Origin of the sequence: Mesorhizobium sp. M0276 (genome assembly GCF_040321755.1) — a bacterium.
In the GTDB taxonomy this organism is placed as follows: Bacteria; Pseudomonadota; Alphaproteobacteria; order Rhizobiales; family Rhizobiaceae; genus Mesorhizobium.
In genome coordinates this window covers 38,871-62,910 of sequence record NZ_JAMYSC010000041.1, presented here as the reverse complement: position 1 = coordinate 62,910, position 24,040 = coordinate 38,871, and the positions used below count along the sequence as shown (strand labels likewise).

Here is a 24,040-nt window from a genome sequence, read left to right as displayed (position 1 = left end):
CCGCCATGGCGCGCGGGTCGCGCCCGCCCCAACCCCTGTCCCCCACCCGGCCCAAATTGGGCGGTTTGGGGGGGGGCGCCGCGGGCCCCACATCGCCCCGCCGGGGGCGACCTTCGCCAGCACGCCGCAGCCCACCCCGCAATAGGGGCAGGTGGTCCTCACCTCGCGCGCTTCTTCAATTTCCATGTGTCAGGCCGCGCGGCTCGCCAGCGCTTCCAGCGCAATGAACAGATGCTCGCCTTCGACCCGCACCGGAATGGTCCGCACCATGCCCTCGTCAGCGCCGAGCGCCTTGCCCGTCTCCAGCGAAATCACCCAATTGTGCAAGGGACAGGTCACGGCCGTGCCATGCACGATGCCCTGGCTGAGCGGTCCGCCCTTGTGCGGACAATGGTCGTCGATGGCGTAGACCTGATCGTCGGCGGTGCGGAAGACAGCGATTTTCCCCTCGGGTGTGGCGACGCAGCGGGCGCCGCGGCGCGGGATGTCGGAGATGGAGCCAATGGCGATCCAGTTCATGATTGTCACTCCGCCGCCTGCGCAAAGCCGACCGAGGCCATCGGCCGGAACTCGTGCTTGTCCTTGCCGGACACGCGTTCCGACCATGGATCGACCTGGGCGAATTTCTGGCTGAAGACGAAGCGGTCGTAATAGGTCTTGCGCTTCTCCCCATCGTCCATGATCTGGCGCTTGATCTCGGCTATGCCGACGCGCTTGGCCCATTTGTAGATGCGCTCGAGATAGCGGCCCTGCTCCCGGTACATCTGTGTCAGCGCAACGATATGCTCCAGCGCCTCGTCCTCGGTCTTGACCAGTCCGAGCACTTCGGTGCCCTTGATGTCGAGGCCGGCAGCACCGGCAAAATGGATCTCGTAGCCACTGTCGACGCAGATGACGCCGACATCCTTGCAGGTCGCCTCGGCGCAGTTGCGCGGACACCCCGACACCGCCATCTTGACCTTGGCCGGGGTCCACGAGCCCCACATGAATTTTTCGATGCGGACGCCAAACCCCGTCGAATCCTGCGTGCCGAAGCGGCACCAGTCGGAGCCGACACAGGTCTTCACGGTGCGCAGGCCCTTGGCGTAGGCATGGCCCGAGACGAAGCCGGCCTGGCCGAGATCCGCCCACACGGCCGGCAGGTCCTCCTTGCGGATGCCGAGCATGTCGATGCGCTGGCCGCCGGTGACCTTGACCATCGGGATCTCGAACTTGTCGACGACGTCGGCAATGGCGCGCAGTTCGGCGGCGTTTGTCACTCCGCCCCACATGCGCGGCACCACCGAATAGGTGCCGTCCTTTTGGATGTTGGCGTGGACGCGCTCGTTGATGAAGCGCGACTGGTAGTCGTCGGCATAGTCGTCCGGCCAGTCGCAGACGAGATAGTAGTTGAGCGCCGGCCGGCATTTGGCGCAACCGCAGGAAGTCGTCCATTCCAATTCCTGCATGACCGCCGGAATGGTCTTCAGGCTCTTGGCCTTGATCAGCCGACGTACCTCGTCATGGCCGAGCGTCGTGCAGCCGCACATCGGCTGCACCGCCGCCGGATTGTATTTGTCGCCGATGGTCAGCACCATCAGCTTCTCTACCAGCCCGGTGCAGGAGCCGCACGAGGCCGACGCCTTGGTGTGCGCGCGCACGTCGTCGAGCGAGGTCAGGCCCTTGGCCGTGATCGCGCCCGTGATCTTTCCCTTGCAAACGCCGTTGCAGCCGCAGATTTCCGCATCATCCGGCAAGACTGCAACGGCCGCCATAGGGTCCAGCGGGGCACCCCCCTGGTACGACTGGCCGAAGATGAGCGTATCGCGCATCTCTGAAATATCGGTCTGCTTCTTTTTCAGATCGTTGAACCACGCGCCGTCGGCCGTCTCGCCATAGAGCACCGTGCCGATGATGCGGTCGTCCTTGAGCACTAGGCGCTTGTAGACGCCGGCGGAAGCATCGCGCAGCACGATCTCCTGGCGGTCATCGCCCTCGGCGAAATCGCCGAGCGAGAACAATTCGATGCCGGTGACTTTGAGCTTGGTCGGCGTGTCCGAATGGATGAAAGCCGCGGCCTCGTCGCCGGCGAGCTGGCTGGCTGTCACGCGAGCCATCTCGTAGAGCGGCGCGACCAGCCCATAAACCTGACCGTTGACCTCGGCGCATTCGCCGAGCGCGTAGATATCGGGGTCGTTGCTGCGCATGCCCGCATCGACGACGATGCCGCGATTGACGGCGATGCCGGCTTCCTTGGCGATTGCGGCGTTCGGTCGGATGCCGACCGCCATGACCACCAGCGTCGCCGGAATGATGGTGCCGTCGGCAAGTTCCACCTGCTCGACCTTGCCGTTGCCGGTGATGGCCTGGGTGTTGGCCTTGGTGATGACCTTGATGCCGCGCTGCTCCACCGCACGCTGCAAGAGGTAGCCGGCGGCCGGATCGAGCTGACGCTCCATCAATGTCGGCATGACATGCAGCACGGTGACGTCCATGCCTTGCGCATTCAGCCCGGCTGCCGCCTCCAGGCCGAGCAGACCGCCGCCGATGACAACAGCCTTGGCCCGCGACTGGGCGGCAAGCATCATCGCCCGGACGTCGTCCAGATCGCGATAGGTCAGCACGCCCGGCAGATTGTGGCCGGGCACCGGGATGATGAACGGCACCGAGCCGGTGGCGATGACGAGCTTGTCATAGGGCTCGGTAACGCCATGATCGGACGTGATGGTCTTGGCCTCCCGGTCGATGGCAACGATCTTGTGGCCCTTGTAGAGGGTGATGTTGTTGGCGATGTACCAGCCATCGCCGTGGATGATGATTTCCTCATAGGCCTTTTCACCGGAGAGAACCGGCGACAGCATGATGCGGTCGTAATTGACGCGCGGCTCGGCGTTGAAGATGGTGACCTGGTAGCGGCCGGGGGCCTTTTCCAAGAGATGCTCAAGCATGCGCCCAGGGGCCATGCCGTTGCCGATGATGACGAGTTTTTCGGTCATATTCCTGATCCGCTCCGGTCTCACTCAGCCGCGTATGAAAGGGCTGGGGCTTCGGCAGATGCCGCACGCTCCATCCGCCGAATGCTGAACTGCATCCAGGCAAAGCAAGCGACGACGATGACAAAGAGCAGCATGAAGCAGCTCGACCAGACGCCCGTGAGGTCGTTGAGCGCGCCGAAGGCAATCGGCAGGACGAAACCGCCGAGCCCGCCGATCATGCCGACAACGCCGCCGACCGCGCCAACGCTGCCTGGATAGTAGGCCGGTATGTGCTTGTAGACGGCAGCCTTGCCGAGGCTCATGAAGAAGCCGAGCACGCTTGCGACGGCTATGAAAGCGAGCGGCCCGATGGCGAAGTGGAAGGCGATCGGCCCGGTAATGCCGTGCACGATATAATCCGTGGGCGGCAGCGACAGGATCAACGTGGCGACGGACGACACCGCAAAGGTCCAATAGAGCACGGTGCGAGCGCCGATCCGATCGGAAAGCACGCCGCCATAGGCGCGGAAGACACTCGCCGGGATCGAATAGGCTGCGCCGATCATGCCGGCGGTCGCGATGCCGAAGCCGTAGACGCCGATCAAGTAGCGCGGCAACCACAGCGACAGTGCCACGAACCCGCCAAAGGCGAAGAAGTAGTAGAAGGCGAAGCGCCAGACCTGCACGTTCTTCAGCGGCGCGAATTCCTCCCAGAACTTTCTCGCCGGTGCCGCCTTGCCGGCGCGGCGCTCACGAATGACCGGGTCGTCACCCGTCGTGAACCAGAAAACGACGGCCATGACGACCAGCGCGGCCGCCCAGATCAGCGCGACCGACTGCCATCCCCAGGACAGAAGCACGAACGGCGCCAGGAACTTGGTGACCGCGGCCCCGACATTGCCGACACCGAAAATGCCGAGCGCCGTACCTTGCTTGCCGGCAGGGAAGAAGCGCGAAACATAGGCGACACCAACGGCGAAGGAGCCGCCGGCCAGCCCGACGCCGAGCGCGGCGATCAGCATCTGCCCGTAGGTGTGCGCGAAAGCCAGCAGGAAGGTCGCGACCGCCGCAGCAAGCATGGTCGCCGTGTAGACCAGCCGTCCGCCAAAGCGGTCCGTCCAGATGCCGAGCAGCATACGTACGAGCGAGCCGGTGAGAATTGGTGTGCCGACGAGCAGGCCGAATTCCGTCTCGTTCAGCCCAAGCTCCGTCTTTATGCGGATACCGATGATTGAAAAGATCGTCCACACCGCGAAGCAGACGGTGAAGGCGATGGTGGACATCATGAGCGCCTGCCGGGAGGCATTGTCCTGGCTCGGCGCGGCTGGGAGATTTGCGGTCATTATCAGGCTCCGTTTTGCGGCGTGGGAGGCACCGCGCTTGTCTGGTCGTTCGCGGCTGTCAGCGGCGCGGCATCGGCGAACTGGTTGAAGCCGACCTTTGCGCGGTCGCTTCGAGACCCTTGCCGTCAGTCTTGGCGCCTGCGGGAAAGAGGAGGAGCGCAGCGGTGAACAGCGCCGCCGTCAGCGCGCTGCTGGCCAGAAAATCGCGGCGCGCGAAGTCCGCGAGGGACGCGCCAGTTCCGATCCGTTTCGTCATCGTCGTCTCCGGTTGGGCGCCGCTTGGGACCAGCGCCGTCGATTGCGTGTTCGGTCAAAACAAAAAAGCTGCCGGCCAGGCCGCCGCGTCCGTCTATCCGGGATCGCGTATTGACCTGAGCAGCAGCTTTGCTTGTGGCGCCCGCCATTGGACGCCGTGTCACTTGGCCCTTGCAGGCCTACATTCTGAGAAGCAGGAAGCGTGCCAATTCGACAGCGCTCTGAATTATCGAATGAAATCAATGTGAACCGCAGCCGCACGACTTTTGATCAAGCCCGGCAGCGGATCAAAGATTAGTCAGAATGCCTTGCACAGCAGCATAATATTTGTGCAATGCGGTATACTGCCCATTGCCGATGCAGATTGTTTTTCGGTCACGGCCTTACTCCGCTGCTTCGACGAAGCGGTGGCGTTCGTAGAGGAACTTCAGCACCGCCTCGCGGCAGCGCAGGAAGGTGCGGTCGGAAGAGAGTTCGACGCGGCGGCGCGGCCGGGCCAGCGGCACGGCAAGCACCTCTCCAATGGTCGCCGCCGGGCCGTTGGTCATCATGACGATGCGGTCGGAGAGCAGCACCGCCTCGTCGACATCATGGGTGATCATGATCGTCGTCGAGCCGAGCCTGGAATGGATGTCCATCACCGCGTCCTGCAGATGGGCGCGCGTGAGCGCGTCCAGCGCGCCGAACGGCTCGTCGAGCAGCAGGATCTTCGGCTCCATGGCCAGCGCCCGGGCAATGCCGACGCGCTGCTTCATGCCGCCGGAGATTTCCGCCGGGCGCTTGTCCTTGGCATGCGCCATCTGCACGAGATCGAGATTGCGCATGATCCAGTCATGCCGCTCGGCCCTGCTCTTCGAGCGACCGAAGACCTTCGACACGGCGAGGTTGATGTTTTCGTAGACGGTCAGCCACGGCAGCAGCGAGTGGTTCTGGAACACAACGGCGCGTTCGGGTCCGGGGCTGTCGACCTCCTTGTCCTCGAGCAGCACGGCGCCGGCGGAAACCTTGGTCAGCCCGGCGATCAGGTTCAGCAAGGTCGACTTGCCGCAGCCGGAATGGCCGATGATGGAGACGAATTCGCCCTTGTCGATGGTCAGCCTGATGTCCTTCAGCACCTCGCTGACCTGGTTGCCGCGGGCAAAGGATTTGTCGATATGGTCGAGTTTCAGATAGGCCGTCATCGCCCCTCTCCTCACTTTGCCGTTGTGCCGCGGGTGACGAAGGCGCCGACTGCCGCGACCAAACGGTCGAGGCAGAAGCCGGTGACGCCGATATAGGCGAGCGCGACGATGATGTCGGGCAGCCGCGACGAGTTCCACGCGTCCCAGATGAAGAAGCCGATGCCGACGCCGCCGGTCAGCATTTCGGCGGCGACGATGGCGAGCCAGGACAGGCCGATGCCGATCCTCAAGCCGGTGAAGATGTAGGGCGCGGCCGCCGGCACCATGATTTTCACGAAGAACTCGAACTGGTTGAGCCGCAGGATGCGCGAGACGTTGCGGTAATCCTCGGGGATGTTGCGCACGCCGACGGCGGTGTTGATGATGATCGGCCAGATCGAGGTGATGAAGATGACGAAGATCGCCGACGGGCTGGAATCGCGAAACGCGGCCAGAGACAGAGGCAGCCACGCCAGCGGCGGCACGGTACGCAGGATCTGGAACACCGGGTCGAGACCGCGCATCGCCCAGATCGACTGGCCGACCAGCGCGCCGAGCGCCACGCCGACGATCGCCGCCAGGCCGAAGCCGATGGCAACGCGCTGCAGCGAGATCAGCACGCGCCAGGCGAGCCCGATATCCTGCGGGCCATTGTCGAAGAACGGATGCGCGATCAAATCGTAGGCCTCGTTCCACACCTGACTCGGCGGCGGCAGGCTTGATGTCGGCGACGAGCAGGCGATCTGCCAGACGACCAACATGATGGCGATGACGATGGCCGGCGGCACCAGCGCCCTGGCCAACTTGCCAGCGATGGCGAGCAGATCGAAGCGGCGCCGCGCCTTGGCGGTGAAAGCGATCACCGCCGCAGGTTTCGCGGGGAACGCCTTCACCTTTGTGTCCTCGATAGTCTGGATCGACATGTCTGGGAAAAACTCCGTGGTCGGGATTTGCGACAAGCGGCGCGAGCGCCGCTTGCGTGCGGCAGCGGCGCAAGCGGCGCCGTTGCACTTGCGGTCGACAAACGGCGCACTGCGCCGTCTGCGGCGGTCAAGCCGAGGCCTTGATCTTCAGGCTGTCGAGATAGGCGGACGGGTTGGCCGGATCGAAGATCTTGCCGTCGAAGAAGGTCTCGACGCCTCGCGATGGCGACGCCGGGATGTCGGCTGCCGCGACGCCAAGGTCCTTGGCCGCCTCGCGCCACAGATCCTCGCGGTTGACCTGGTCGACCAGCACCTTGAGATCGGTGGTCGGCGCGAACTTGCCCCAGCGGATGTTCTCGGCGAGGAACCACGTATCGTGGCTCTTGAATGGATAGGAGACGCCGCCTTTCCAGAACTTCATGTAGAGATCGGTGCCGTTGGCGACGCGGCCGTTGCCGTAGTTGATGTCCCCCTTGAGGCGGCCGATGATATCGGCGACGGGCACGTTCATCCATTGCCGCTTGCCTATGATGGCGGCCATCTCGTCCTTGTTCTCGCTGACCTCGCACCATTGCTGGGCTTCCATCACGGCCATCAGGATCGCCTTGGTGGCGTTCGGGTACTTCTCGATGAATTCGGCGCGCAGGCCGAGCGCCTTTTCCGGGTGCCCCTTCCACAATTCGCCCGTCGTGGCAGCGGTGAAGCCGACGCCCTGGTGGACGAGTTGCTCGTTCCATGGCTCGCCGACACAGAACACGTCCATGTTGCCGACCTTCATGTTGGCCACCATCTGCGGCGGCGGCACGACGATGGTCGAGACGTCCTTGTCGGGATCGATGCCGCCGGCGGCGAGCCAGTAGCGCAGCCACAAATCATGCGTGCCGCCCGGGAAGGTCATGGCGGCCTTGATTTCTTTGCCGGCCGCCTTTTTGGCGGCGAAGGCGTCCTTCAGCTTCGAGGCATCGAGGCCGACACCGGTGCCGGCATATTCCTGGGCGACCGAAATGCCCTGGCAGTCGTAGTTGAGCCGCGCCACGATCGCCATCGGCATCGGCTGGTTGTTCTGCGTCACCTTGCCGGTGTGCATGAGATAAGGCAGCGGCGTCAGGATGTGAGCACCATCGATGCCATTGGCCGCGCCGCCAAGCATCAGATTGTCACGTGTCGCGCCCCAGGAGGCCTGTTTGAGCACCTCGACATCGGGCATGCCGAACTTGGCGAACAACCCTTTCTCCTTGGCGATCATCAGCGGAGCCGCATCGGTCAGCGCGATGAAGCCGAGTTTGGCGCCGGTGACTTCCGGAGCGGCCGTTGCGGCATAGGCGCCGGAGGGCAGCAGCGCACGCGCGGCCGCCAGGGTTGCCGCGGTGGCAGCACTTGCCATCAGGAAATTGCGGCGAGTCATACCCTCGAGAGGGGCTTCGGTCTTGATGCGTTTCGTCATCATCGTCTCCCGTTGGGCACTGCTTGGGATCAGCGCCGTTGATTGCGTGTTCGATCAAAACAAAAAAGCCGCCGGCCAGGCCGCGCGCGTCCGTCCATCCGGGATCGCGTGTTGACCTGAGCGGCAGCTTTGCCTGTAGCGCCCGCCATTGGACGCCTGTTCCGTGACCCCGAGAAGAGTCTGCCTATTACAAAGCAGGAACCATGCCAGTTTTGGGATGGATAACAAACATCAATGAGATCAATGAGATGCCACAATCGTCGGCGCGCCGGCCCGCCGGGCGAGCAAGCCAAAGATTGTTCATTAGCGCTGGTGCACGCACAACTTTTGTGCAATGCACAAGAGTGGCGCGGAAATGATCAGTCGTTCGTGTGAGCCGACTTCTGTCCGGCAATATAGGCGTCGATCTCAAGGGGATCGAAGATCTGGCCGTCGAAGAAACCGTCCGGGCCGAGCACCAGGCCGGCCCCAGTCGCACCGACCGCGGTTGCTGCTTTGAGCGCGCCCTCGACCTTCGAATTGGCGCCGGGAAGTGCTACGCCAAGCGGCTTCAGCGCCGAACGATAGAGGTCGGGCCGGTAGCAGTCACGGGCGATGGCGAGATTTTCCGGCGTGTGCGCCACATGCCCCCAGCGCACCATCTGCGTGTAGAACCACAGCGCATGACTCTTCCACGGAAAGTTCGCCGCCTTGTCGAAAGGCAGGAAGAAGTCGTCGATATCCAGCTCCGCCCCGCCACCCAATTGCAGATGGCCGGTCAGGATCGGCATCTGGACCGCCGGCGGCAGGCCGAGAAAGCCGGCCTGCGCCATCACCGCGGCCAATTCGCCGTGGTTGGCCTGATCCTGGCACCAGCGCGCCGAGTGATGCAGCGCCCGCAGCAGTGCCGCCAGTGCCGCAGGATTCTCGTCCGCCCAGGCCTTGCGCACGCCGATCACCTTCTCCGGGCTGTTGCGCCATATCTGCGCCTTGACGGTGACGATATGGCCCGTGCCGGCGGCCACCGCAGCGCTGTTCCAGGGTTCGCCGACGCAATAGCCGTCGATCCGCCCAGCGGCCAGCGCGTCGGCCATGAAGGGCGGCGGCACGATGACGATCTCGATCTGCCGCTCTGGATCGATGCCACAGGCGGCGAGCCAGTAGCGCAGTTCGTAATTGTGCCCGGAATGGGGATGCACGACCGCGAAGCGCAACGGGTCATAACCGGCCACGGCACGCTCGCGGATGAGCGCGCCGAGTGCCGCACCGGCGCGCGCCGGGTCGAGATCGGGTTCGGCGCCGTGCGCCGCCATGCCGGCCCAGACGGCGTTGGAGATGGTGACGCAATTGCCGCCGAGCCCAAGCGAAAACGGCACGATGGTCTCCGAAGCGAGCGGCGTCAGCCCGAGATTGCAGGCGAGCGGCATCGGTCCGAGCATATGCGCGAGATGGAAATGGCCGATGGCGATGCGGTCGCGGATGTTGGCCCAGGATGTCTCTCTGTGCAGCGTGAGATCGACGCCTTCCCGTTCGGCAAAGCCAAGCTCGCCGGCCGCGACCAGCACGGCGCTGTCGAAAAGCGGCATGAAGCCGGCGGTGATCTGGTGCTCGGCGCCCATCTTCATTCGTCCTCCGCCGGTCCCAGCAGCCCGGCGGCAGTCACCAGGCTCTGGGCGATGTCGCCGATCTTGCGGTTCTGGTTCATCGCCGTCTTGCGCAGCAGCGTGTAGGCGGCCTCTTCGGAGAGGCCACGCGACTTCATCAGGATGCCCTTGGCGCGATCGATCACCTTGCGGCTCTCGAGTTCGCCGCGAACCTCTTCCAGTTCGCGCGCCATGCGTGAAAAGGCGTTGAAGCGGCTCACCGCCATGTCGAGGATCGGTTTGACGCGCTCTTGCCGCAGCCCGTCGACGACATAGGCCGAAACGCCGGCGTCGACCGCCGCCTCGATCGAGGCCTGATCGGAACGGTCGACGAACATGGCGATCGGCCGCTTCACCGCGCGCGACAGCTGGAACATGTTTTCCAGCATGTCGCGGTTCGGATTTTCGAGATCGATGACGATGACGTCGGGCTCGATCTCGGCGATCCGCCGCGCAATGCCGCTTACGTCGTGGATGACGGTGACCCGCTCATGCCCGGCCTCGCGCAACCCCGCTTCGATGATCGCGGCGCGGATACGGTTTTCGTCGATCACCAGGACGGCGAGAGAAGTTCGGACCATGCCTGCATTGTGACCAAGCGAAGGAATTGTGCAATGCGGTATGGTCGAACAATCCCGACATTCGCTGAAACCGGCGATTAATGCCGCGCGGCTGAAGTCAGCAGGCCCTATGACATCAACGCCGTCGATCACGCGCACGGGCGAAGCGCGAGCAGTTCCTTGGCCGTCGCAAGTCTCCTCGACACGGCCTTGCCGGAATCGGAACTGTTGGACGAAACGGCAGTCAGGAACCCGAGGATCGCCGCAAACGCCACGCGGACCGCCTCCACCTGATGCCTCCAACCCTGTATGCCGAACCAGGGAAATGAAAGGGGCTTCCGATACCTCTCAGTCGACCAGTTGCTCAACCATCGACTGAACGAGAACCCGCTTGGCAGGCCGACCGAGACCTAAATCATAGGTGCTCAAGACCAAAAATCGGAATGCCTGCGGTTTCATGTCGTTCTTCGGTCTCAACAAAAGCTGTGACTAATCGGCCTGCCGCGCCTTCGCTAATATCCGCATCAAATCGGCTTTTGTAGTAATCTCATCTTGAAAACCTCGGCCGAGAATCAGCCGGGTTGGCGGGCGGCTGGTTGTGGCGACACTCAACGCGCAGGTTCTGGATTTTTTCGACTGGTGGCTCGACGAGCTGCGAGGGGTCCGGGCGCGGCTTGCGCCCAAACAAAGGCAAGCCACCACCTGCGACTGGATCGTCAGCGTGGCCGATGACGGCATCCGCGCCCGCGAGGCCAATGCGCCGGAGTTCCAATCAATCCCGTTGGCGCTCACCGCCGCTTCGGACGAGGTTCTGGCGCTTCTCCAGAGCGGGCCTCGGCGCAAGCGGCCGACCTTCGATATCCGCATTGAGCCCGGGCTGTTCCTGACCCGGCAACTGGCGGCGCGGCGGCTGCCGCTTCGCCAGGCTCGGGACATGGCCGAGCTCGACCTCCTGGCCTCGACGCCGATCGATCCGGCGCAGGTGCATGTCGTCTTTGCCAGGCACGCCGAGCAGGACTGCTTCTACCATGTCGTCAAGGCGAAGACGCTTGCTGCGGTGCTCGAAGCGGTCCGCCGGGCTGGTGGATCGGTCCGCTGCCTATCGCTGTTGCAGCCGCACAGCGTGCTGCGGGCCGATCCGCTCAGCCTCGCCGCCGTCTGGCCGCCGAGCGCTGGCGGCCGGAGCCGAAGAACTATAGGGATCGCGGCCTGTTCGATCCTGGCCGGAGCCATGCTGGTCACCTTTGCTCACGCGCATTGGCGCAGCTGGCAGGCGGGTGCCGAACTGGACGCGCAGATCGCCGATGCGCAGGTGCAGGCCAAGGCGGCACGCACCTCGCTGCAGAAGCGCCAGGCCGGCATCGAGCAGATCGAAAGAATCCGCCAGGAAAAGAAGACGACGGCGTCGCTGGTCCGCGTCTGGGCCGAGCTGACGCACCTGCTTCCCGACACGACCTGGCTGACCGATCTTTCGGCCAAGGGCGACGACCTGACCATCACAGGCTTTTCGGCCTCCGCCGCCGAGCTGATCCAGCCGCTCGACGCCTCGCCGTTGTTTTCGGCGCCCGAATTCGCTTCGCCCGTGGTCAAGGTTCCCGGCCAGGAGGGCGAACACTTCACCATTACAGCAAAGATCGGAGCGCTCTAGCGATGCTCTTCGCCATCCTCAACACCAGCCCGCTGGTTCGCCGCCTGATCGCGCTGGCCATCGCGGCGGTATCGGCTGGCGTCCTCGCCTGGGTGGTGTTCGCGGCGCTCGACAGTGTCGCCTCGGCACAGGCCGGGATCGAGGAGAAGCGCGAGCTCCTCGGCCAGTTGCAGAGCGTGGCGGCACTGGCCAAGCGCCTCGATAGCGCCGCCAGTCCGGCAGTGGCAGCAAATCCCGAATTTCTCACCGGCGAGAGCGAAGCGATCATTCGCGGCGGGCTGCAGACCCGCCTGAACGCGATCGCCGCCGCCAACGGCGTGAACGTGCTGTCGGCCGGCAATGCACCGGTGCTCAGCGAAGCCGGCGTCGATTTCATCGGGCTGCGGGCCAACCTTTCGGGGCCGCTCGAGGGCATTCACAACGCCGCTCTCGCCATCGAAACGTCGCTTCCGGTGCTGTTCATTCGCGAGGCCACCGTGCGCACGACCGATGTCGGACCGGCCGCCGGGCGCAGCGGCGACCCCGAGATCTTTGCCGAGATCCTGTTTTACGGCCCGCTGCAAAGGCAAGGCGCATCGGCAGCCAGTGGGGTCAAGCCATGACCCTGAAAGTCACCGGCCCGGCGATTGCGGCCATGATCGCGGGCCTCATCCTGGTCAATGTCGTGCTCTACGGCACGCCGGTGGACATCACGCCGGTCGCCTCCGGGAAAGGGCATGACGGCGCGTTGGCATCAGCGGCGGGATCGCTGCAGTTTCCTGAGGCCGGCGATTTCAGCGAGACGTTCCAGCGTCCGCTGTTCACACCGACGCGCCGGAAAATCGTGCCGCCGCCAGTCCCCCCGCAGCCGGTGGAAATCGCCGTCGCACCGACCCAGCAGCCGGCTCCACGGCCCGAAGCCGCACCGGCCGTTACGCCATCGCTGCTGGGCATCAGCAGAAACGGCGGAGCGGCAAAGGCGCTGCTGCGCGTCGCGGGCAGCGATGCTGCTGTCTGGTATGGCAATGGCGAGACCGTCGATGGCTGGAAGGTGTCGGCGATCGACAAGGATCAGGCCGTGCTCGAGCGGGACGGCAAGGTGGCCCACATCCTGCTTTATCCGCCATGGGAGAACCTCCCGCCACCACCACCGCCCCCTCCGCCACCCCCGGTCCCGGAATTATGAGCGGCCGCACACCTCACGACGGCGCAAGCGCAGGCAACGAAAGCCCAAATAGCGGCTTTTCGCTGATCGCCGTGCTGGTGTTCATGCTGATCGTCTCGGCAATCGTCGTGCCCTTCGCCGTGACGGCCAAAACGCGGCTGATGATCGCCAACAACGAGGTAGAACAGGAGCGCCTGTCGCTGCTTGCCGAGGGCCTGGGCAATCTTGTTGCGAGCGAATTGACCGGCGGATCGGGGACAAAGACGTTTGCGCTGGATTCCACACCGGCGGCGTGCCGGTCGGGTGCGTTCAGCTTCGATGTGCGCGTCCAGGATCACGGCGGGCTGATCGATCTCAATGCCGCCGACGACAATTTGCTGGCGCTTGGTTTCGCGTCGCTTGGCTTCGAGCAGCAGGCGTCGCAAGCGCTGGCCGAGGCCGCGCTGCGGTTTCGTGACAACGCCAAGCTGTTTGCCGGCCAGCCCGGGCCAAGAAGCGCCGTCGGGCCGCCGCAAGACAAGCAGGCGCCGTTCGAATCGGTGTCCGAACTGCAGGAGTTCGCTGCCCTTGCGTCAGTGCCCCTGCAGGCCCTCCATGCCGCCTTCACGGTCAACTCGAAGCGCGGCACGATCAGCGCCGATCGTGCACCGAACCGTCTTCGGGCGGCCCTTGCCTCTGGTTCCAGCGCCGCGCTTGTTCAGGCTGCCGAGGCTTCGGCCTACACGGTCGACGTGGCCGTCACACGCGACGGATCCGGCATCACGGGTCAGGCCGGGTTCATCATCGAGAAATCTCCGGTGAGCGACACGGCGTTCCGGCGCGTCTCGCGAAGCCCGGCGCGTGACGCCGGCACATTGCCGGCAGGCGCCGGCAGTGCCGGCTGCGAGGTGCTTTTCGGCACCGAGGCCGCACAGCTCCTGCAGGGGTGGAGCTCATGAACGCCCCCGCCCAGCCCCAGGGGACCGAAGCGTTTCTGGCCTTTCTCGAAGGCGAGAAGGTGCTGACTGCGCACGCGGCCCAGCGCGCATTGGGAGCATCGCGAACATCAGGACACCCATTCGATACGGTGATGACCGAACTCGGACTGATCGGCGAGCAGGAGCTTGCCAACAGCCTCAGCCGCTACCTCCAGGCACCGACGGTCGAGATTCCCGAACAGATCAGCCCCGAAATGCTGGCAAGCGTGCCGTTGGTCTACCTGCGTGCAAATGCGATCCTGCCGCTGCAAATGGATGCCGAGCGGCTGGTTGTCGCCGTCGCCGATCCCTTCTCGTCGGCAACCATCGACGCGCTTGCCTTTCACTATGAGCGGACACTGGCGCTGCGCATCTTGCCGAGGCGCACGATCACCGAATGCATCGATCGCATCGAGCAATCGGCTCTGGAGGCCGTTTCAAATGGCGGCGGTGGTGGCGAATTCCTGGATTTCGGTCCCGACGACCTCGAACGATTGAAGGATTTTGCCCGTGAGGCGCCGATCGTCCGCTTCGTCGCCGAGACCATCCACAAGGCTGTCGATGCAAGGGCCACCGACATCCATATCGAGCCGCTCGAGGATCACGTCCGCATCCGCTTCCGGCATGACGGCATGCTGTCGACCGTCGATACCGCATCGATTGCGATGCTGTCCGGCATCTCCACCCGCATCAAAATCCTGTCGCGCCTCAACATTGCCGAGCGGCGCCTGCCGCAGGATGGACGCATGCGCATCGCCGTGCGCGGCCGCGACGTCGACCTGCGCGTCTCGGTCATTCCGTCGATTCACGGCGAAGCCATCGTACTTCGAATTCTTGACCGTGCCGGCGTCGAATTGAAATTGGAGAAACTGGGTTTCGACGGTGTCGCGCAAGGCAAGATCCGCTCCATGTCGCAAGCCGCCAACGGCATCGTGCTGATCACCGGGCCGACCGGCAGCGGCAAGACGACGACACTCTATTCGATCCTCGCCGAGCGTTCGCGGCCGGACGTCAAGATCTTCACGGTCGAGGATCCGGTCGAATATCGCATGGCGGGCATCACCCAGTTGCAGGTCAATCCGGCGATCGACCTCGACTTTGCCGCCGCCCTGCGTTCGATCTTGCGGCAGGACCCCGACATCATCCTGCTCGGTGAAATTCGCGATCGCGAGACGGCGCAGGTCGCGGTCCAGGCGGCGCTCACCGGCCATCTGGTGTTCTCGACACTTCACACCAACAGTGCCGCGGGCGCGCTGACGCGGCTTCGCGACATGGGCATCGACGGCTATCTGCTCGGCGCGACGATCCGGGGCGTCATCGCACAGAGGCTGTTGCGCCGTGTCTGCCCGACCTGCCACGGCGCCGACCAAACCGGCCCGGCCTGCCGCACCTGCAACGGCTCCGGCTACAGCGGGCGCACAGTGACCTACGAAATGCTGCAGGTATCGCCGCGCATCGCCGAGCTTATTGACCGGGGCGCCGGCGAAATGGAGATCGGGAAAATTGCCGCCGAGGACGACCTCGTGCCGATGTCGGTCCACGCAACCGCCCTTGCCCGATCGCAGGTCACCACGATGGACGAAGTCCGGCGTGTCATCGATCTCGCGGGAGGGGGCTGATGCCGGCCTTCGCCTATCGCGCCTATCTCGTCGACGGCAGCACCGAGACCGGCATTCTCGATGCGTCGACCAAGCAAGATGCGGCGCGCAAACTGGCGCAGCAGGGCCGCCGTTCCTTTCACCTTGCGCCTGTGAGCGGCGACAAGCAGCAGCTTCGCCTGCCCGGGCGCAGCGCGCTGACGTTGACCCGCAAGGTCGATCTCGGCCGTCTGTTTTCCGAGCTTTCGGTGCTTCTGAATGCCGGGTTCACCGTCGACCGCGCCTTGCATGCGGTCATTTCGGGCGAGGCCAACGGTCAGCGGCGTCAACAGCTGCAATCGGTGCTCGATCTCACAACCGGCGGCCGGCCGATCGCCGAGGCCTTTGCCGGGCTGCCGGGTATCACCTCCGACGTTGCCGCCCTGCTCGCCAGCGGCGAGCGCAGCGGCAAGATGGCCTATATATGCCAGCGGCTGGCGGACACCTATGAGGCAACGGCCAAACGCCGTGCGGCAATTATCGAGGCTCTGGCCTATCCTGCCTTCCTGCTGCTGGTGATGAGCGGGGCGCTGGTCATTCTGGCGACGGTCCTGGTACCGGCGCTGGAACCGATTTTCGAAGGCTCATCTGCTCCCAAGCCGTTCACCATGACCATGCTTTCTGCATTCGGCACGGTGTTCCGCGACTATCCGTTCGTCTTCCCGCTGGCGGCGGTCCTCGGCCTGCTTACCTGGCTTTTTCTGTCCCGATCCACCGGTGCGAGAAAACGCCTCTCGCATTGGCTGTTGAAGATCCCGCTGATCGGCGCGCTGGTCAGGGATGCCGTGATCGCGCGCTATCTGGAAACGCTTGCGCTGCTGCTCGGCAATGGCGTGGCGATGACCGAGGCGCTCGGCCTGGCCGCCAATGTTTCCAGGCAGAGTTCGCTGGCGGCAAGCTTTGCGGCGATCGAAGAAACCGTCGCCAACGGCGCCCGCCTGCATGGCGCGATCGTCAAGGCAGGGATTTTCGACAATGCGACGATGTCGCTGGTCTCGCTCGGCGAAGAGGCGAATGCCCTTCCCGTGGTCCTGGATCGGGCCGCGAAAATGCTCCAGCTGACGCTGACGCGCCGGATCGACACTGTGCTGAAGCTGCTGACCCCGGCTTTGACGATTTCGCTCGGCTTCCTCGTCGGCAGCCTGGTCATTTCGGTGATGACCACGATCCTCAGCATCAACGATCTGGCACTGCAATGACAGCTGCGTCGAGAGCCGGCGCGCCGGCGCACGCAACGGCCGGATTTACTCTGGTCGAGATGCTGGTCGTGCTGGCGATCATGGCCCTCGTCGCGGCCATCGCTGCACCGGGGCTGGTCAGCAACTATCGCACCAGGAACCTGGAGACACTGGCCGGCGAGATCACCATGCGGCTGCGCCTGTCGCGCACATCGGCGATCGCCACCGCCAGGCCCAGGCAGGTTCTCGTCGACCTCGGCACCCGCACCTTCCGGTTCGGCGAACAGAACACGCTCACGCTGCCGGACGATGTCAAAATGACCGTGACCACCGGCCAGGAGACCGTCATCGCCGACCGTCAGACAGTCCTGACCTTCCTTCCCGATGGCAGCGCTTCCGGCATGGACATCTCGCTGCTGCAAAAAGGGCGGACCGCGCGCATCGCGGTCAACTGGCTGACCGGGCTTTCAACCTGGCGCGCGCTGCCATGACGGCGCCATCGTCTCAACCGACCTCCGAAGACGGATTTTCGATCCTGGAGATGATCGTCGCCATGACCATCCTGGCGCTTGTGCTTGGCATCGCCAGCCAGTCGATCGTTCTGGCGAGCCGCAGCATCGCCGCGGCCAAGCGCCAGGTCGAAGCCGCCAGGACCGTGCGTGTGATGCTGGCCGACTACGAGGCCCGGACACAAACCACGGCGCCAAACGGCTGGACCCTGAAGACGCACACGATAGAAATGTCGAAGGCCAAGGTGACGGCTGTGCTCATAGAAAAGACGGGCGGAGCGTTTCCAGGCAAGCCGTTTCTAACCTTCGTGCCGGTGCAGGAGCCCGGTGCTCAATGAGCGGCCTGTTTTCCCGCGCTCACTCGAAAATCCGCGCCGTCTGCCGGCCGGAGCGCCGTTCAGGCATCCCCCTGCCCGACGCCAGATCATCAAGGGGACCATCGGCATCAGTCGAGGGATTTGCGCTGATCGACGTGTTGGTCGGGCTGGCCCTGATCGGCGTGATCACATCGCTGATGATGGTCTTCCTCGGCCAGGCTCGAACCATGCTGCGCATCGAAAAAGCAACGGAATTCCAGATGGAGGTCGACGCCGCATCGCGGTTTCTGGAAACGGCGATCAGCCATGCCGAGCCCTTGCCCTTGTCGAAGTCGTCGCCGGACCAGGTGCTTTATCTCGACGGCGATGGTTCCCGGATCGAGTTCAACGCCGTTCAGGCGATCGGCTTCAAATCCTCCGCGCTGCGCGAAATTGCAGTTTCGCTTGGCGGAAGTGCACTGGCCATTGTCCAGAAAACACGGCGCGGCAGCGGACCCGGCGCGTCGACGCAGAGCCAGCCGGTGCGGCTGCTCGGCGGTGTGAACGCCATAAGATTCGAATATCTCGACGGTTCGACGGCTGGTTCATCATGGTTGTCGAGCTGGAATGCGCCGCGGCGCCTGCCCGCCGCAGTGCGGTTCACCGTGTCGGTTCAGCGCGATGGTGCCGCCTTTTCGGCGAGCGGTTTTGCTCGCCTCGATCTGGCCAATGCCCGGCAGCTGCCGGGCATGAACGAAACACAGCGCCCCGAAACACAGCGCCGACCATAGAGAAGAAATATCAGTTGCTGATGTCCTGGTCTTCGCCGGTTCCATCGGGCTTGCCGTCTTTTCCAAGGCTGCGGATGACCACGCCGCTCGCATCGGCCTTCACTTCGTAGGAATAAGGCCTCCCCCACGGATCCTTGAGACCGGTCGTCCCCTTGAGGTAAGGGCCGTTCCAACGCGCTTCGCCTGTGGGCGCCGCAACCAGGGCCGAGAGCCCCTCCTCCGCGGTCGGATATTTCGCATTGTCGACATAGTAGAGTTCAAGCGCGCTTTCGATGTTGCGGACTTGCGCCTTGGCCGCGTTGGTTCTTGCCGAGCCGAGATAGCGCAGCACCTGAGGTGCTGCGAGCGTGGCGATCAGCGCGATGATGGCGAGCACGACCAGAAGTTCGACCAGGGTGAAGCCGCTTTCGCGATCGTCGCGTTCTCGGCGGGATTTTTCAGAGGTAAAGCGTGGAGTGATCATCAGAGCAGTCCCATGTCCAAACCTGCAAGTTGCTCCAGTGCCCAGCTGCAGCCGAGGCCGATGGCGATGAACGGGCCGAAGGCGACACGGGCTTTGGCCGCCGCCGGCCCTGTCGCGATCACCAGCCCGCCGACGAACAGCAAAGCGCTGGCGCTGGCGACGAACAGCAGCACCGGCAACAGCAGCGGGCTGATCCAGCATGCGGCGGCGGCCAGCATCTTGACGTCGCCGAGGCCGAGGCCAATCCGGCCGGTCATCAGGAAATGGCCGCGCCGGATCAACCAGGCAGCGGCAAAGGTCGCGGCGGCGAACAGCAGCCGCGCCGGCAGGCCGTCCGCCTGCGTCGCCATCTGATAGACAAGGCCGATGCCGGCCAGAGCCAGGTTGAACCCATCCGGGATGATCTGCCGGCGGAAATCGGCGATCGAAATAGCGCAGAGAATAGCCGCCAGGGCGATCGTGGCAGCCAGCACGAGGGATGAGTGCATCGTCAATACGCCAGCCTCTTCAGGTCCTGTTGCAGCTTGGTGCCGCCGCGTCGCTTCTGGATCGGCGTCTGCAAGCTGATCTTGCCGCGGAATTCGTCCGTCACCTCGCGGGCTTCGTTGATGTCGCGCACGACATGCGGCCTGATGAAGATGATCAGTTCGGTGCGTCCGATGCTGTCCGTCTTCTGCTTGAACGCGTTGCCGATGATCGGGATGTCGCCGAGGATAGGCACTTGCGTGCGGTCGACATTATTGCGCGACTGTATCAGGCCGCCCAGCGCCAGGCTCTCGCCGTCATTGACCAGGACGCGGGTCTGAATCTTGCGCTGCTGGATGGTCGGTGAATCGATGCCGGAGCTGGTCGTCCTTGTGACGTTGCTGACCTCCTGCTGGATGTCGAGCATGACCCTGCCGGCATTGTTGATGCGTGGCGTCACGGTCAGGATGACACCGGTGTCCTTCATCTCGACCGAGACGACCGGCGAGCTGCCGAGCGTCTGGTCCACCACTTGCCTTGTCGCGATCGGCACCTGGTCGCCGACCTGCAAGATCGCCTTCTGGTTGTTCAGCGCCATGATGGTCGGCGCCGAGATGACATTGACGTCGGTGATGCTGGAAAGTGCATTCAGCGTCACCTGGATGTTGTCGGTGGCGTAGCTCCAGTTGAAGCCGGGCAGTGCCGCAGCGGCAACGCCCTTTGCCACGTCGGTCACCGAGATGTTCATGCCGCCATTCTCGAAGAACCAGCGCAGTCCGTATTTCAAATCGTCGTTGAGCGTCACTTCGGCGATGACAGCCTCCAGCATGACTTGCGTCGGCAGAACGTCGACCTTGGCCAGTATCTGCTCGATGCGTTCGTAGTCGCGCGCTGTGGTCTGGATCAGCAGCGCATTGTTTTCGACATCGGCGACGACCGTGGCGTGGGCCGGCGCCTGTCCATCCTGCATCGGCATCGAAGGCGACGGCCCGGTCAGTGGCACCGGCGTGACGCCATCCGATTGCATGGCGATCGGCGTCTGGTCGGGCGACACATTCGAGCCGCCTGAATCTCCCTCGGTCTTGACCGTGGTGCCAAGCACGGAGCTCAACACCGCAGCCAGTTCCTTGGCCGGGCGGTTCTGGATCTGGTAGACGAAAAGCTGATCTTCGTTGGTCTCGGCCAGCCGATCGAGCTTGTTGATCCAGGTCGCGGCACGGGCGAGATAGGCCGGGCGCGAGGTGATCACCAGCACCGAATTCAGCCTGTCGTTGGGGATGAACTGGATGAGCTTGGCGCCGGGCCCCTCCTTGGTGCCGAAGATGGAATCGAGTTCGGCGGCAACCGCCTCCGGCTTGGAGGTCTTGAGCGGATGCAGCGCCACCGACATGCCGCGCATCCAGTCAACGTCGAACACCGAGACAGCTTCTCTGATAGCATTGAGGTCGCTGTCGTTGCCGGCGACCGTGATCAGGTTGCGAACGGAATCGACCCGCAGCACCGACCCCTGTCGGGTGATCGGTTCGAGAATGGTCTTCATCTCGTCGGCGGCGATGAATTGCAGCTGCAGCACCTGCACCTTGACGCCGGGGCCGGACGGCGAAACCGAAGGCACACTGACCGGCGGTGTGCTGGACATGATCTCGGAAAGCGGCACGATCTGGTAGGTGCCTGCGCGGTTGGTGATGCCGGCGGAATTCACCGCGAGCGCCGATTGCAGGATGTCGACCAGCGCGTCCTTCGACACCGGCTGCGAGGTCTGCAAGGTCACCGTGCCCTGTACGCGCGGATCGACGATGTAGTTGAGGTGCAGCGCATCGCCCAGAACCGCTTTGGCCGCCTCGGTGATCGGCGCATTGATCAGGTTGAGCTCGAACTGGCCCGAACCGTCTGTCGTCACCTTGGTGACGGGCGCGCCGGAGGAGACGAACTGGCCCGAGCCCTGATACTGCGTGCCGTTGAAGCGCTGCGCCTGGCCGGCCGCCGAGGTGATGGCGCCGGGACCGGTGTAGCCCGCCCGCAACGGCGAGTTCCTGGCATGCAGGCTGTCGATGGTCTCGGTGAAGAAGTCCTTGCCCGGCGCGGAGGTGCAGCCGGCAATCGCCAGCAGCGTGCACAACACGACGCGATGACTCGGCTTGCTCGACATCCACCCGATTCCCCTAGGGGTTCAGTCTAGGGCTTCTTGCAAGCCGATGTCGGGAATGATGGCGGTGTCTGGGGTCTATCCACAGGGTTGGTGGTGGAGGGCGGCAACCTGCCCCGGGTCGGGCTAAGGCCCGAGGTCTGGATATCAACAAAGGAGGCCTGCTACTTGACCAGGGCAGCCAAGACCGCGGTGAGCTACAGAGATGGCCGCCGAGCAGGCCCCTTGCCGCATGGGCGGACGGGTGAAGATGGTAAAAAGTGCACTGTCACCGTAATTCCTGCCAGAAATGCCCGGTTTTCTTCTGTCGCGCGTGGATGGTGCCGGCATAGGCGCGATGCACCTTGGCAAGCGCGCGCCGCAAGCCATCGGGGTCGGGCGGTGTCAGGATCAGGTGCACATGGTTCGGCATCAGGGCCAGATGCCGACATCGGCGGCGCGGCAATGCTCGACCAGCAGGTTCTTGTAGGGCGCGTAGTCACCAGGCGCGAAAAACACTTTGGCGCGCCGGTTGCCACGCCGCGTCACGTGGTGCGGCAGACCGGGAACGACAATACGGGCAAGGCGAGCCATGCTGGCCGTCTACACGCAATGAAGGTCGGACGAACATGAATAAAGTGCACTGTCACCGTAATTCCAAACTCAATGTGTACAGCCGCACGCAAGCGGTGATCGAGGTTTCGAAGCTGGACAATGCGGAGCTGTTTCGCGATCAGGCGGGGTTTTGAAGCTGCTCACAGCGATGGTCAGGCTAATACTGTCGCCGTAATTCCATCAAGTGCAACCTCCAATCTCTGGTAAGTATAACTTCATAAACGCATATATACTCCCTTCACCAAGATCTACTTCGTTTGAATCCAAAAATTTGTTAAATTCTTCACAAATCTTTTCCCGCCCACCAAATGCTTTGTCAAAATTTTTAATGATGCCATCGTCGCCAAGTACAAATGTGAAATCACAGTCCAAATTGGCGTAAACTGCTAGGCGGCCGTCCACGCGCATCATTCCACAAGGTCGCATGCCCAAATTGCTTGCATAGATATATAGCCAGTCTCGGCGCGCCGGACTGTAAGGTGCCCAAAAGATAGGATCCGGTATGTGCCCTACTGGAGGCTCCACCCAAAGGTAACACCCGCCAACGAAATGCTTTCCGAAGAAAACATCGAACATTTCCTCTGTCCAAGTGCCTTTACTCGGCCCTTGAATACCCAAACACCCTTCCAGTAGCCGGGTGTTATTTCTGACCATTGGAGCATAGATTTTCCGGTCTGGGATTATACCGTCGCCCATATGTGCTCGCGCTATTTTCCCTAGCAGCATACCACGCACGGATTCTTTTTCTTTTTCGGACAAATGACGGCCGCCGTCATTTATCTCTTTAAGTTGAAAGCGAGCACTAGAGCCGGACATTATTTGCGACCACCATTTTTAGAATTTCTTGAATTACGGTGACAGTGCACTATTTTCTTTTCGCCGCCTGCCTCGCTTTCCCGATTTCACGGCCCTTCCGGTTTGCCCGGCAATCCGGTCCAGAAATGCTTCGCTGCCCACCGGCCGGCCGATGCTCTCGGCTTTGCGCAGGGCGTCGAAAGCCGCGACATCCGTCTCGATCAGGTCGAACAGTCCGGCCGACGAGGGCAGCCGGTCTTTCATCGGCCCCAGATCCGTAACGCCATCGGCTTCATCCGTCAGATGCGCCCGAGCGCTTGACCAGGGCCAATCCGCCGCCTGGCTCACCAACCCCGCGCGTACCGGGTTCAGCCCGACATAGCGCACTGCCGACAACAGGCGATCCTCGTCCATCGCGACGGCGCCGAAGCGACCTTGCCAGAAATGCCCGGTTTTCTTTTGCCGCGCATGGATGGTGCCGGCATAGGCACTGGTGCACCTTGGCAAGCGCGCGCCGCAGGCCATCCGGGTCTGCCGGTGTCGAGATCAGGTGCACATGGTTCGGCATCAGGGCCAGATGCCGACATCGGCGGCGCGGCAATGCTCGACTAGGAGGGCCTTGTAGAGCGCGTAGTCACCAAGCGTGAAAAACACCTTGGCGCGCCCGTTGCCGCGCTGGGTTACGTGGTGCGGCAGACTGGGCACGACAATGCGGGCGAGGCGAGCCATGGGAGCAATCTACACGCAATGAAGGTCGAACGAATATGAATAAAGTGCACTGTCACCGTAATTCCTTGCCGCATCGGCGGACGGGCGAAGATGGCAAAAAGTGCACTGTAATTCGAAATCAATCCGATATTGCAACGATGCTTCTCTTCTCTGATAAAGCGGAACTCCCGAGCGATGTCATTTTTTCTAAGAAATCCAGTAACCTGGAAGAGTTAGTGTTGTTTTTTAGTATGAAAATTTCTTGCATAAATATCGGTATTGAAGAAAGAGGTATCTCCTCATCCTCATAGTAATCATGGAATCTAACAACCTCGCCCAACCCAAGAGATTTGGCGGCCACCAACAATTCATGATGAAGCTCGACATCTAGTGGGACTGATTTTTTTGGGGCGCCACTTGCATCAAGGATTGAGAAATCTAGCGACATT

At 63.1% G+C, this 24,040-nt stretch carries 29 protein-coding genes and 1 pseudogene; 11 read left to right on the top strand and 19 right to left on the bottom strand.

The annotated features are described in order from the left end of the window. From NKJ01_RS26680 to NKJ01_RS26665, 4 genes are all read right to left on the bottom strand, one after another. Positions 1-186 (bottom strand): hypothetical protein (locus NKJ01_RS26680; RefSeq protein WP_352732548.1); only part of this gene is annotated, 186 nt, incomplete at its 3' end. Positions 187-189: 3 nt separating this feature from the next. Next, positions 190-519, bottom strand: a complete 330-nt coding sequence (gene nirD, locus NKJ01_RS26675; protein ID WP_352732546.1) for a nitrite reductase small subunit NirD — start codon at positions 517-519, stop codon at positions 190-192. A gap of 5 nt (positions 520-524) precedes the next feature. Beyond that, positions 525-2,975 (bottom strand): nitrite reductase large subunit NirB, encoded by a 2,451-nt coding sequence (gene nirB / locus NKJ01_RS26670; RefSeq protein WP_352732543.1) that lies wholly within the window; start codon positions 2,973-2,975, stop codon positions 525-527. 20 nt (positions 2,976-2,995) lie between these two features. After that, positions 2,996-4,297: an MFS transporter gene (locus tag NKJ01_RS26665; protein WP_352732540.1), complete on the bottom strand. Its 1,302-nt coding sequence runs from the start codon at positions 4,295-4,297 to the stop codon at positions 2,996-2,998. Between the two features lie 164 nt (positions 4,298-4,461). On the opposite strand from NKJ01_RS26665, the gene NKJ01_RS26660 reads away from it, so the two are divergent. Beyond that, on the top strand, positions 4,462-4,800 hold the full coding sequence (locus tag NKJ01_RS26660; RefSeq protein ID WP_352606449.1) for a hypothetical protein: 339 nt from the start codon (positions 4,462-4,464) through the stop codon (positions 4,798-4,800). Positions 4,801-4,935: 135 nt separating this feature from the next. Here the strand turns inward: NKJ01_RS26660 and NKJ01_RS26655 are convergent, their stop codons facing one another. The 6 genes from NKJ01_RS26655 to NKJ01_RS26630 all read right to left on the bottom strand — a co-directional run bounded on the left by NKJ01_RS26655 (position 4,936) and on the right by NKJ01_RS26630 (position 10,551). After that, positions 4,936-5,733: an ABC transporter ATP-binding protein gene (locus NKJ01_RS26655; RefSeq protein ID WP_352732537.1), complete on the bottom strand. Its 798-nt coding sequence runs from the start codon at positions 5,731-5,733 to the stop codon at positions 4,936-4,938. Positions 5,734-5,744: 11 nt separating this feature from the next. Next, positions 5,745-6,635, bottom strand: a complete 891-nt coding sequence (gene ntrB, locus NKJ01_RS26650) for a nitrate ABC transporter permease (RefSeq protein WP_352606453.1) — start codon at positions 6,633-6,635, stop codon at positions 5,745-5,747. Positions 6,636-6,762: 127 nt separating this feature from the next. Then, positions 6,763-8,079 carry a CmpA/NrtA family ABC transporter substrate-binding protein gene (locus NKJ01_RS26645; RefSeq protein ID WP_352732534.1) on the bottom strand — a complete coding sequence of 439 codons (1,317 nt, stop codon included), beginning with the start codon at positions 8,077-8,079 and terminating at the stop codon, positions 6,763-6,765. 359 nt (positions 8,080-8,438) lie between these two features. Further along, positions 8,439-9,677, bottom strand: coding sequence for a CmpA/NrtA family ABC transporter substrate-binding protein (locus tag NKJ01_RS26640; protein WP_352732554.1), 1,239 nt, complete (start codon positions 9,675-9,677; stop codon positions 8,439-8,441). Positions 9,678-9,679: 2 nt separating this feature from the next. Next, a complete protein-coding gene (locus tag NKJ01_RS26635) occupies positions 9,680-10,282 on the bottom strand; it encodes an ANTAR domain-containing response regulator (protein ID WP_352732531.1) in 603 nt (200 codons plus the stop codon). Positions 10,283-10,410: 128 nt separating this feature from the next. Continuing rightward, complete coding sequence (locus tag NKJ01_RS26630) at positions 10,411-10,551, bottom strand: hypothetical protein (protein WP_023759601.1); 141 nt, start codon at positions 10,549-10,551, stop codon at positions 10,411-10,413. Between the two features lie 308 nt (positions 10,552-10,859). Here NKJ01_RS26630 and NKJ01_RS26625 point away from each other — a divergent pair, with 308 nt between their 5' ends. The 9 genes from NKJ01_RS26625 to NKJ01_RS26585 are packed head-to-tail and all read left to right on the top strand — an operon-like array spanning position 10,860 to position 18,420. After that, entirely contained in the window at positions 10,860-11,909 is a 1,050-nt protein-coding gene (locus NKJ01_RS26625; protein ID WP_352732528.1) for a PilN domain-containing protein, read from the top strand. A 2-nt stretch (positions 11,910-11,911) separates the two neighbouring features. Further along, the gene (gene gspM, locus NKJ01_RS26620) at positions 11,912-12,511 is read left to right on the top strand and encodes a type II secretion system protein GspM (protein WP_352732525.1); all 600 of its coding nucleotides are present in this window, start codon (positions 11,912-11,914) and stop codon (positions 12,509-12,511) included. Further along, on the top strand, positions 12,508-13,074 hold the full coding sequence (locus NKJ01_RS26615) for a hypothetical protein (RefSeq protein WP_352732522.1): 567 nt from the start codon (positions 12,508-12,510) through the stop codon (positions 13,072-13,074). The genes gspM and NKJ01_RS26615 overlap by 4 nt, the downstream gene beginning before the upstream one ends. After that, on the top strand, positions 13,071-13,991 hold the full coding sequence (locus NKJ01_RS26610) for a hypothetical protein (protein WP_352732519.1): 921 nt from the start codon (positions 13,071-13,073) through the stop codon (positions 13,989-13,991). The genes NKJ01_RS26615 and NKJ01_RS26610 overlap by 4 nt, the downstream gene beginning before the upstream one ends. Next, a complete protein-coding gene (locus NKJ01_RS26605; RefSeq protein ID WP_352732516.1) occupies positions 13,988-15,628 on the top strand; it encodes a GspE/PulE family protein in 1,641 nt (546 codons plus the stop codon). Before NKJ01_RS26610 ends, NKJ01_RS26605 begins: the two co-directional genes overlap by 4 nt. After that, the gene (locus NKJ01_RS26600; RefSeq protein WP_023759607.1) at positions 15,628-16,845 is read left to right on the top strand and encodes a type II secretion system F family protein; all 1,218 of its coding nucleotides are present in this window, start codon (positions 15,628-15,630) and stop codon (positions 16,843-16,845) included. The genes NKJ01_RS26605 and NKJ01_RS26600 overlap by 1 nt, the downstream gene beginning before the upstream one ends. Further along, complete coding sequence (locus tag NKJ01_RS26595; RefSeq protein ID WP_352732513.1) at positions 16,842-17,315, top strand: prepilin-type N-terminal cleavage/methylation domain-containing protein; 474 nt, start codon at positions 16,842-16,844, stop codon at positions 17,313-17,315. The genes NKJ01_RS26600 and NKJ01_RS26595 overlap by 4 nt, the downstream gene beginning before the upstream one ends. Then, on the top strand, positions 17,312-17,671 hold the full coding sequence (locus NKJ01_RS26590) for a PulJ/GspJ family protein (protein WP_352732510.1): 360 nt from the start codon (positions 17,312-17,314) through the stop codon (positions 17,669-17,671). Before NKJ01_RS26595 ends, NKJ01_RS26590 begins: the two co-directional genes overlap by 4 nt. Then, a complete protein-coding gene (locus tag NKJ01_RS26585) occupies positions 17,668-18,420 on the top strand; it encodes a type II secretion system protein GspJ (protein WP_352732507.1) in 753 nt (250 codons plus the stop codon). Before NKJ01_RS26590 ends, NKJ01_RS26585 begins: the two co-directional genes overlap by 4 nt. A 10-nt stretch (positions 18,421-18,430) precedes the next feature. Here NKJ01_RS26585 and gspG read toward each other — a convergent pair whose 3' ends face one another. The 5 genes from gspG to NKJ01_RS26560 all read right to left on the bottom strand — a co-directional run bounded on the left by gspG (position 18,431) and on the right by NKJ01_RS26560 (position 22,067). Then, on the bottom strand, positions 18,431-18,883 hold the full coding sequence (gspG, locus tag NKJ01_RS26580) for a type II secretion system major pseudopilin GspG (protein ID WP_023759611.1): 453 nt from the start codon (positions 18,881-18,883) through the stop codon (positions 18,431-18,433). Continuing rightward, positions 18,883-19,371 (bottom strand): prepilin peptidase, encoded by a 489-nt coding sequence (locus tag NKJ01_RS26575; protein WP_352732504.1) that lies wholly within the window; start codon positions 19,369-19,371, stop codon positions 18,883-18,885. The genes gspG and NKJ01_RS26575 overlap by 1 nt, the downstream gene beginning before the upstream one ends. A 2-nt stretch (positions 19,372-19,373) precedes the next feature. Beyond that, complete coding sequence (gspD, locus tag NKJ01_RS26570; RefSeq protein ID WP_352732501.1) at positions 19,374-21,497, bottom strand: type II secretion system secretin GspD; 2,124 nt, start codon at positions 21,495-21,497, stop codon at positions 19,374-19,376. A 265-nt stretch (positions 21,498-21,762) separates the two neighbouring features. Further along, positions 21,763-21,906 carry a transposase gene (locus tag NKJ01_RS26565; protein WP_023759614.1) on the bottom strand — a complete coding sequence of 48 codons (144 nt, stop codon included), beginning with the start codon at positions 21,904-21,906 and terminating at the stop codon, positions 21,763-21,765. Then, entirely contained in the window at positions 21,906-22,067 is a 162-nt protein-coding gene (locus NKJ01_RS26560; protein ID WP_023759615.1) for a hypothetical protein, read from the bottom strand. Before NKJ01_RS26560 ends, NKJ01_RS26565 begins: the two co-directional genes overlap by 1 nt. 65 nt (positions 22,068-22,132) lie before the next feature. Here NKJ01_RS26560 and NKJ01_RS36515 point away from each other — a divergent pair. Beyond that, positions 22,133-22,222: pseudogene (locus NKJ01_RS36515) on the top strand (DNA-binding response regulator); the annotation flags it as partial. A gap of 46 nt (positions 22,223-22,268) precedes the next feature. Here the strand turns inward: NKJ01_RS36515 and NKJ01_RS26550 are convergent. The 4 genes from NKJ01_RS26550 to NKJ01_RS26535 all read right to left on the bottom strand — a co-directional run bounded on the left by NKJ01_RS26550 (position 22,269) and on the right by NKJ01_RS26535 (position 24,039). Next, a complete protein-coding gene (locus NKJ01_RS26550; protein ID WP_352732498.1) occupies positions 22,269-22,904 on the bottom strand; it encodes a hypothetical protein in 636 nt (211 codons plus the stop codon). A gap of 33 nt (positions 22,905-22,937) precedes the next feature. After that, positions 22,938-23,297 (bottom strand): hypothetical protein, encoded by a 360-nt coding sequence (locus tag NKJ01_RS26545; protein ID WP_245266631.1) that lies wholly within the window; start codon positions 23,295-23,297, stop codon positions 22,938-22,940. A 153-nt stretch (positions 23,298-23,450) separates the two neighbouring features. Further along, complete coding sequence (locus tag NKJ01_RS26540; RefSeq protein WP_245266632.1) at positions 23,451-23,612, bottom strand: hypothetical protein; 162 nt, start codon at positions 23,610-23,612, stop codon at positions 23,451-23,453. A 118-nt stretch (positions 23,613-23,730) separates the two neighbouring features. Next, complete coding sequence (locus tag NKJ01_RS26535; protein WP_156938552.1) at positions 23,731-24,039, bottom strand: hypothetical protein; 309 nt, start codon at positions 24,037-24,039, stop codon at positions 23,731-23,733. Between the last annotated feature and the right edge of the window lies 1 nt (position 24,040).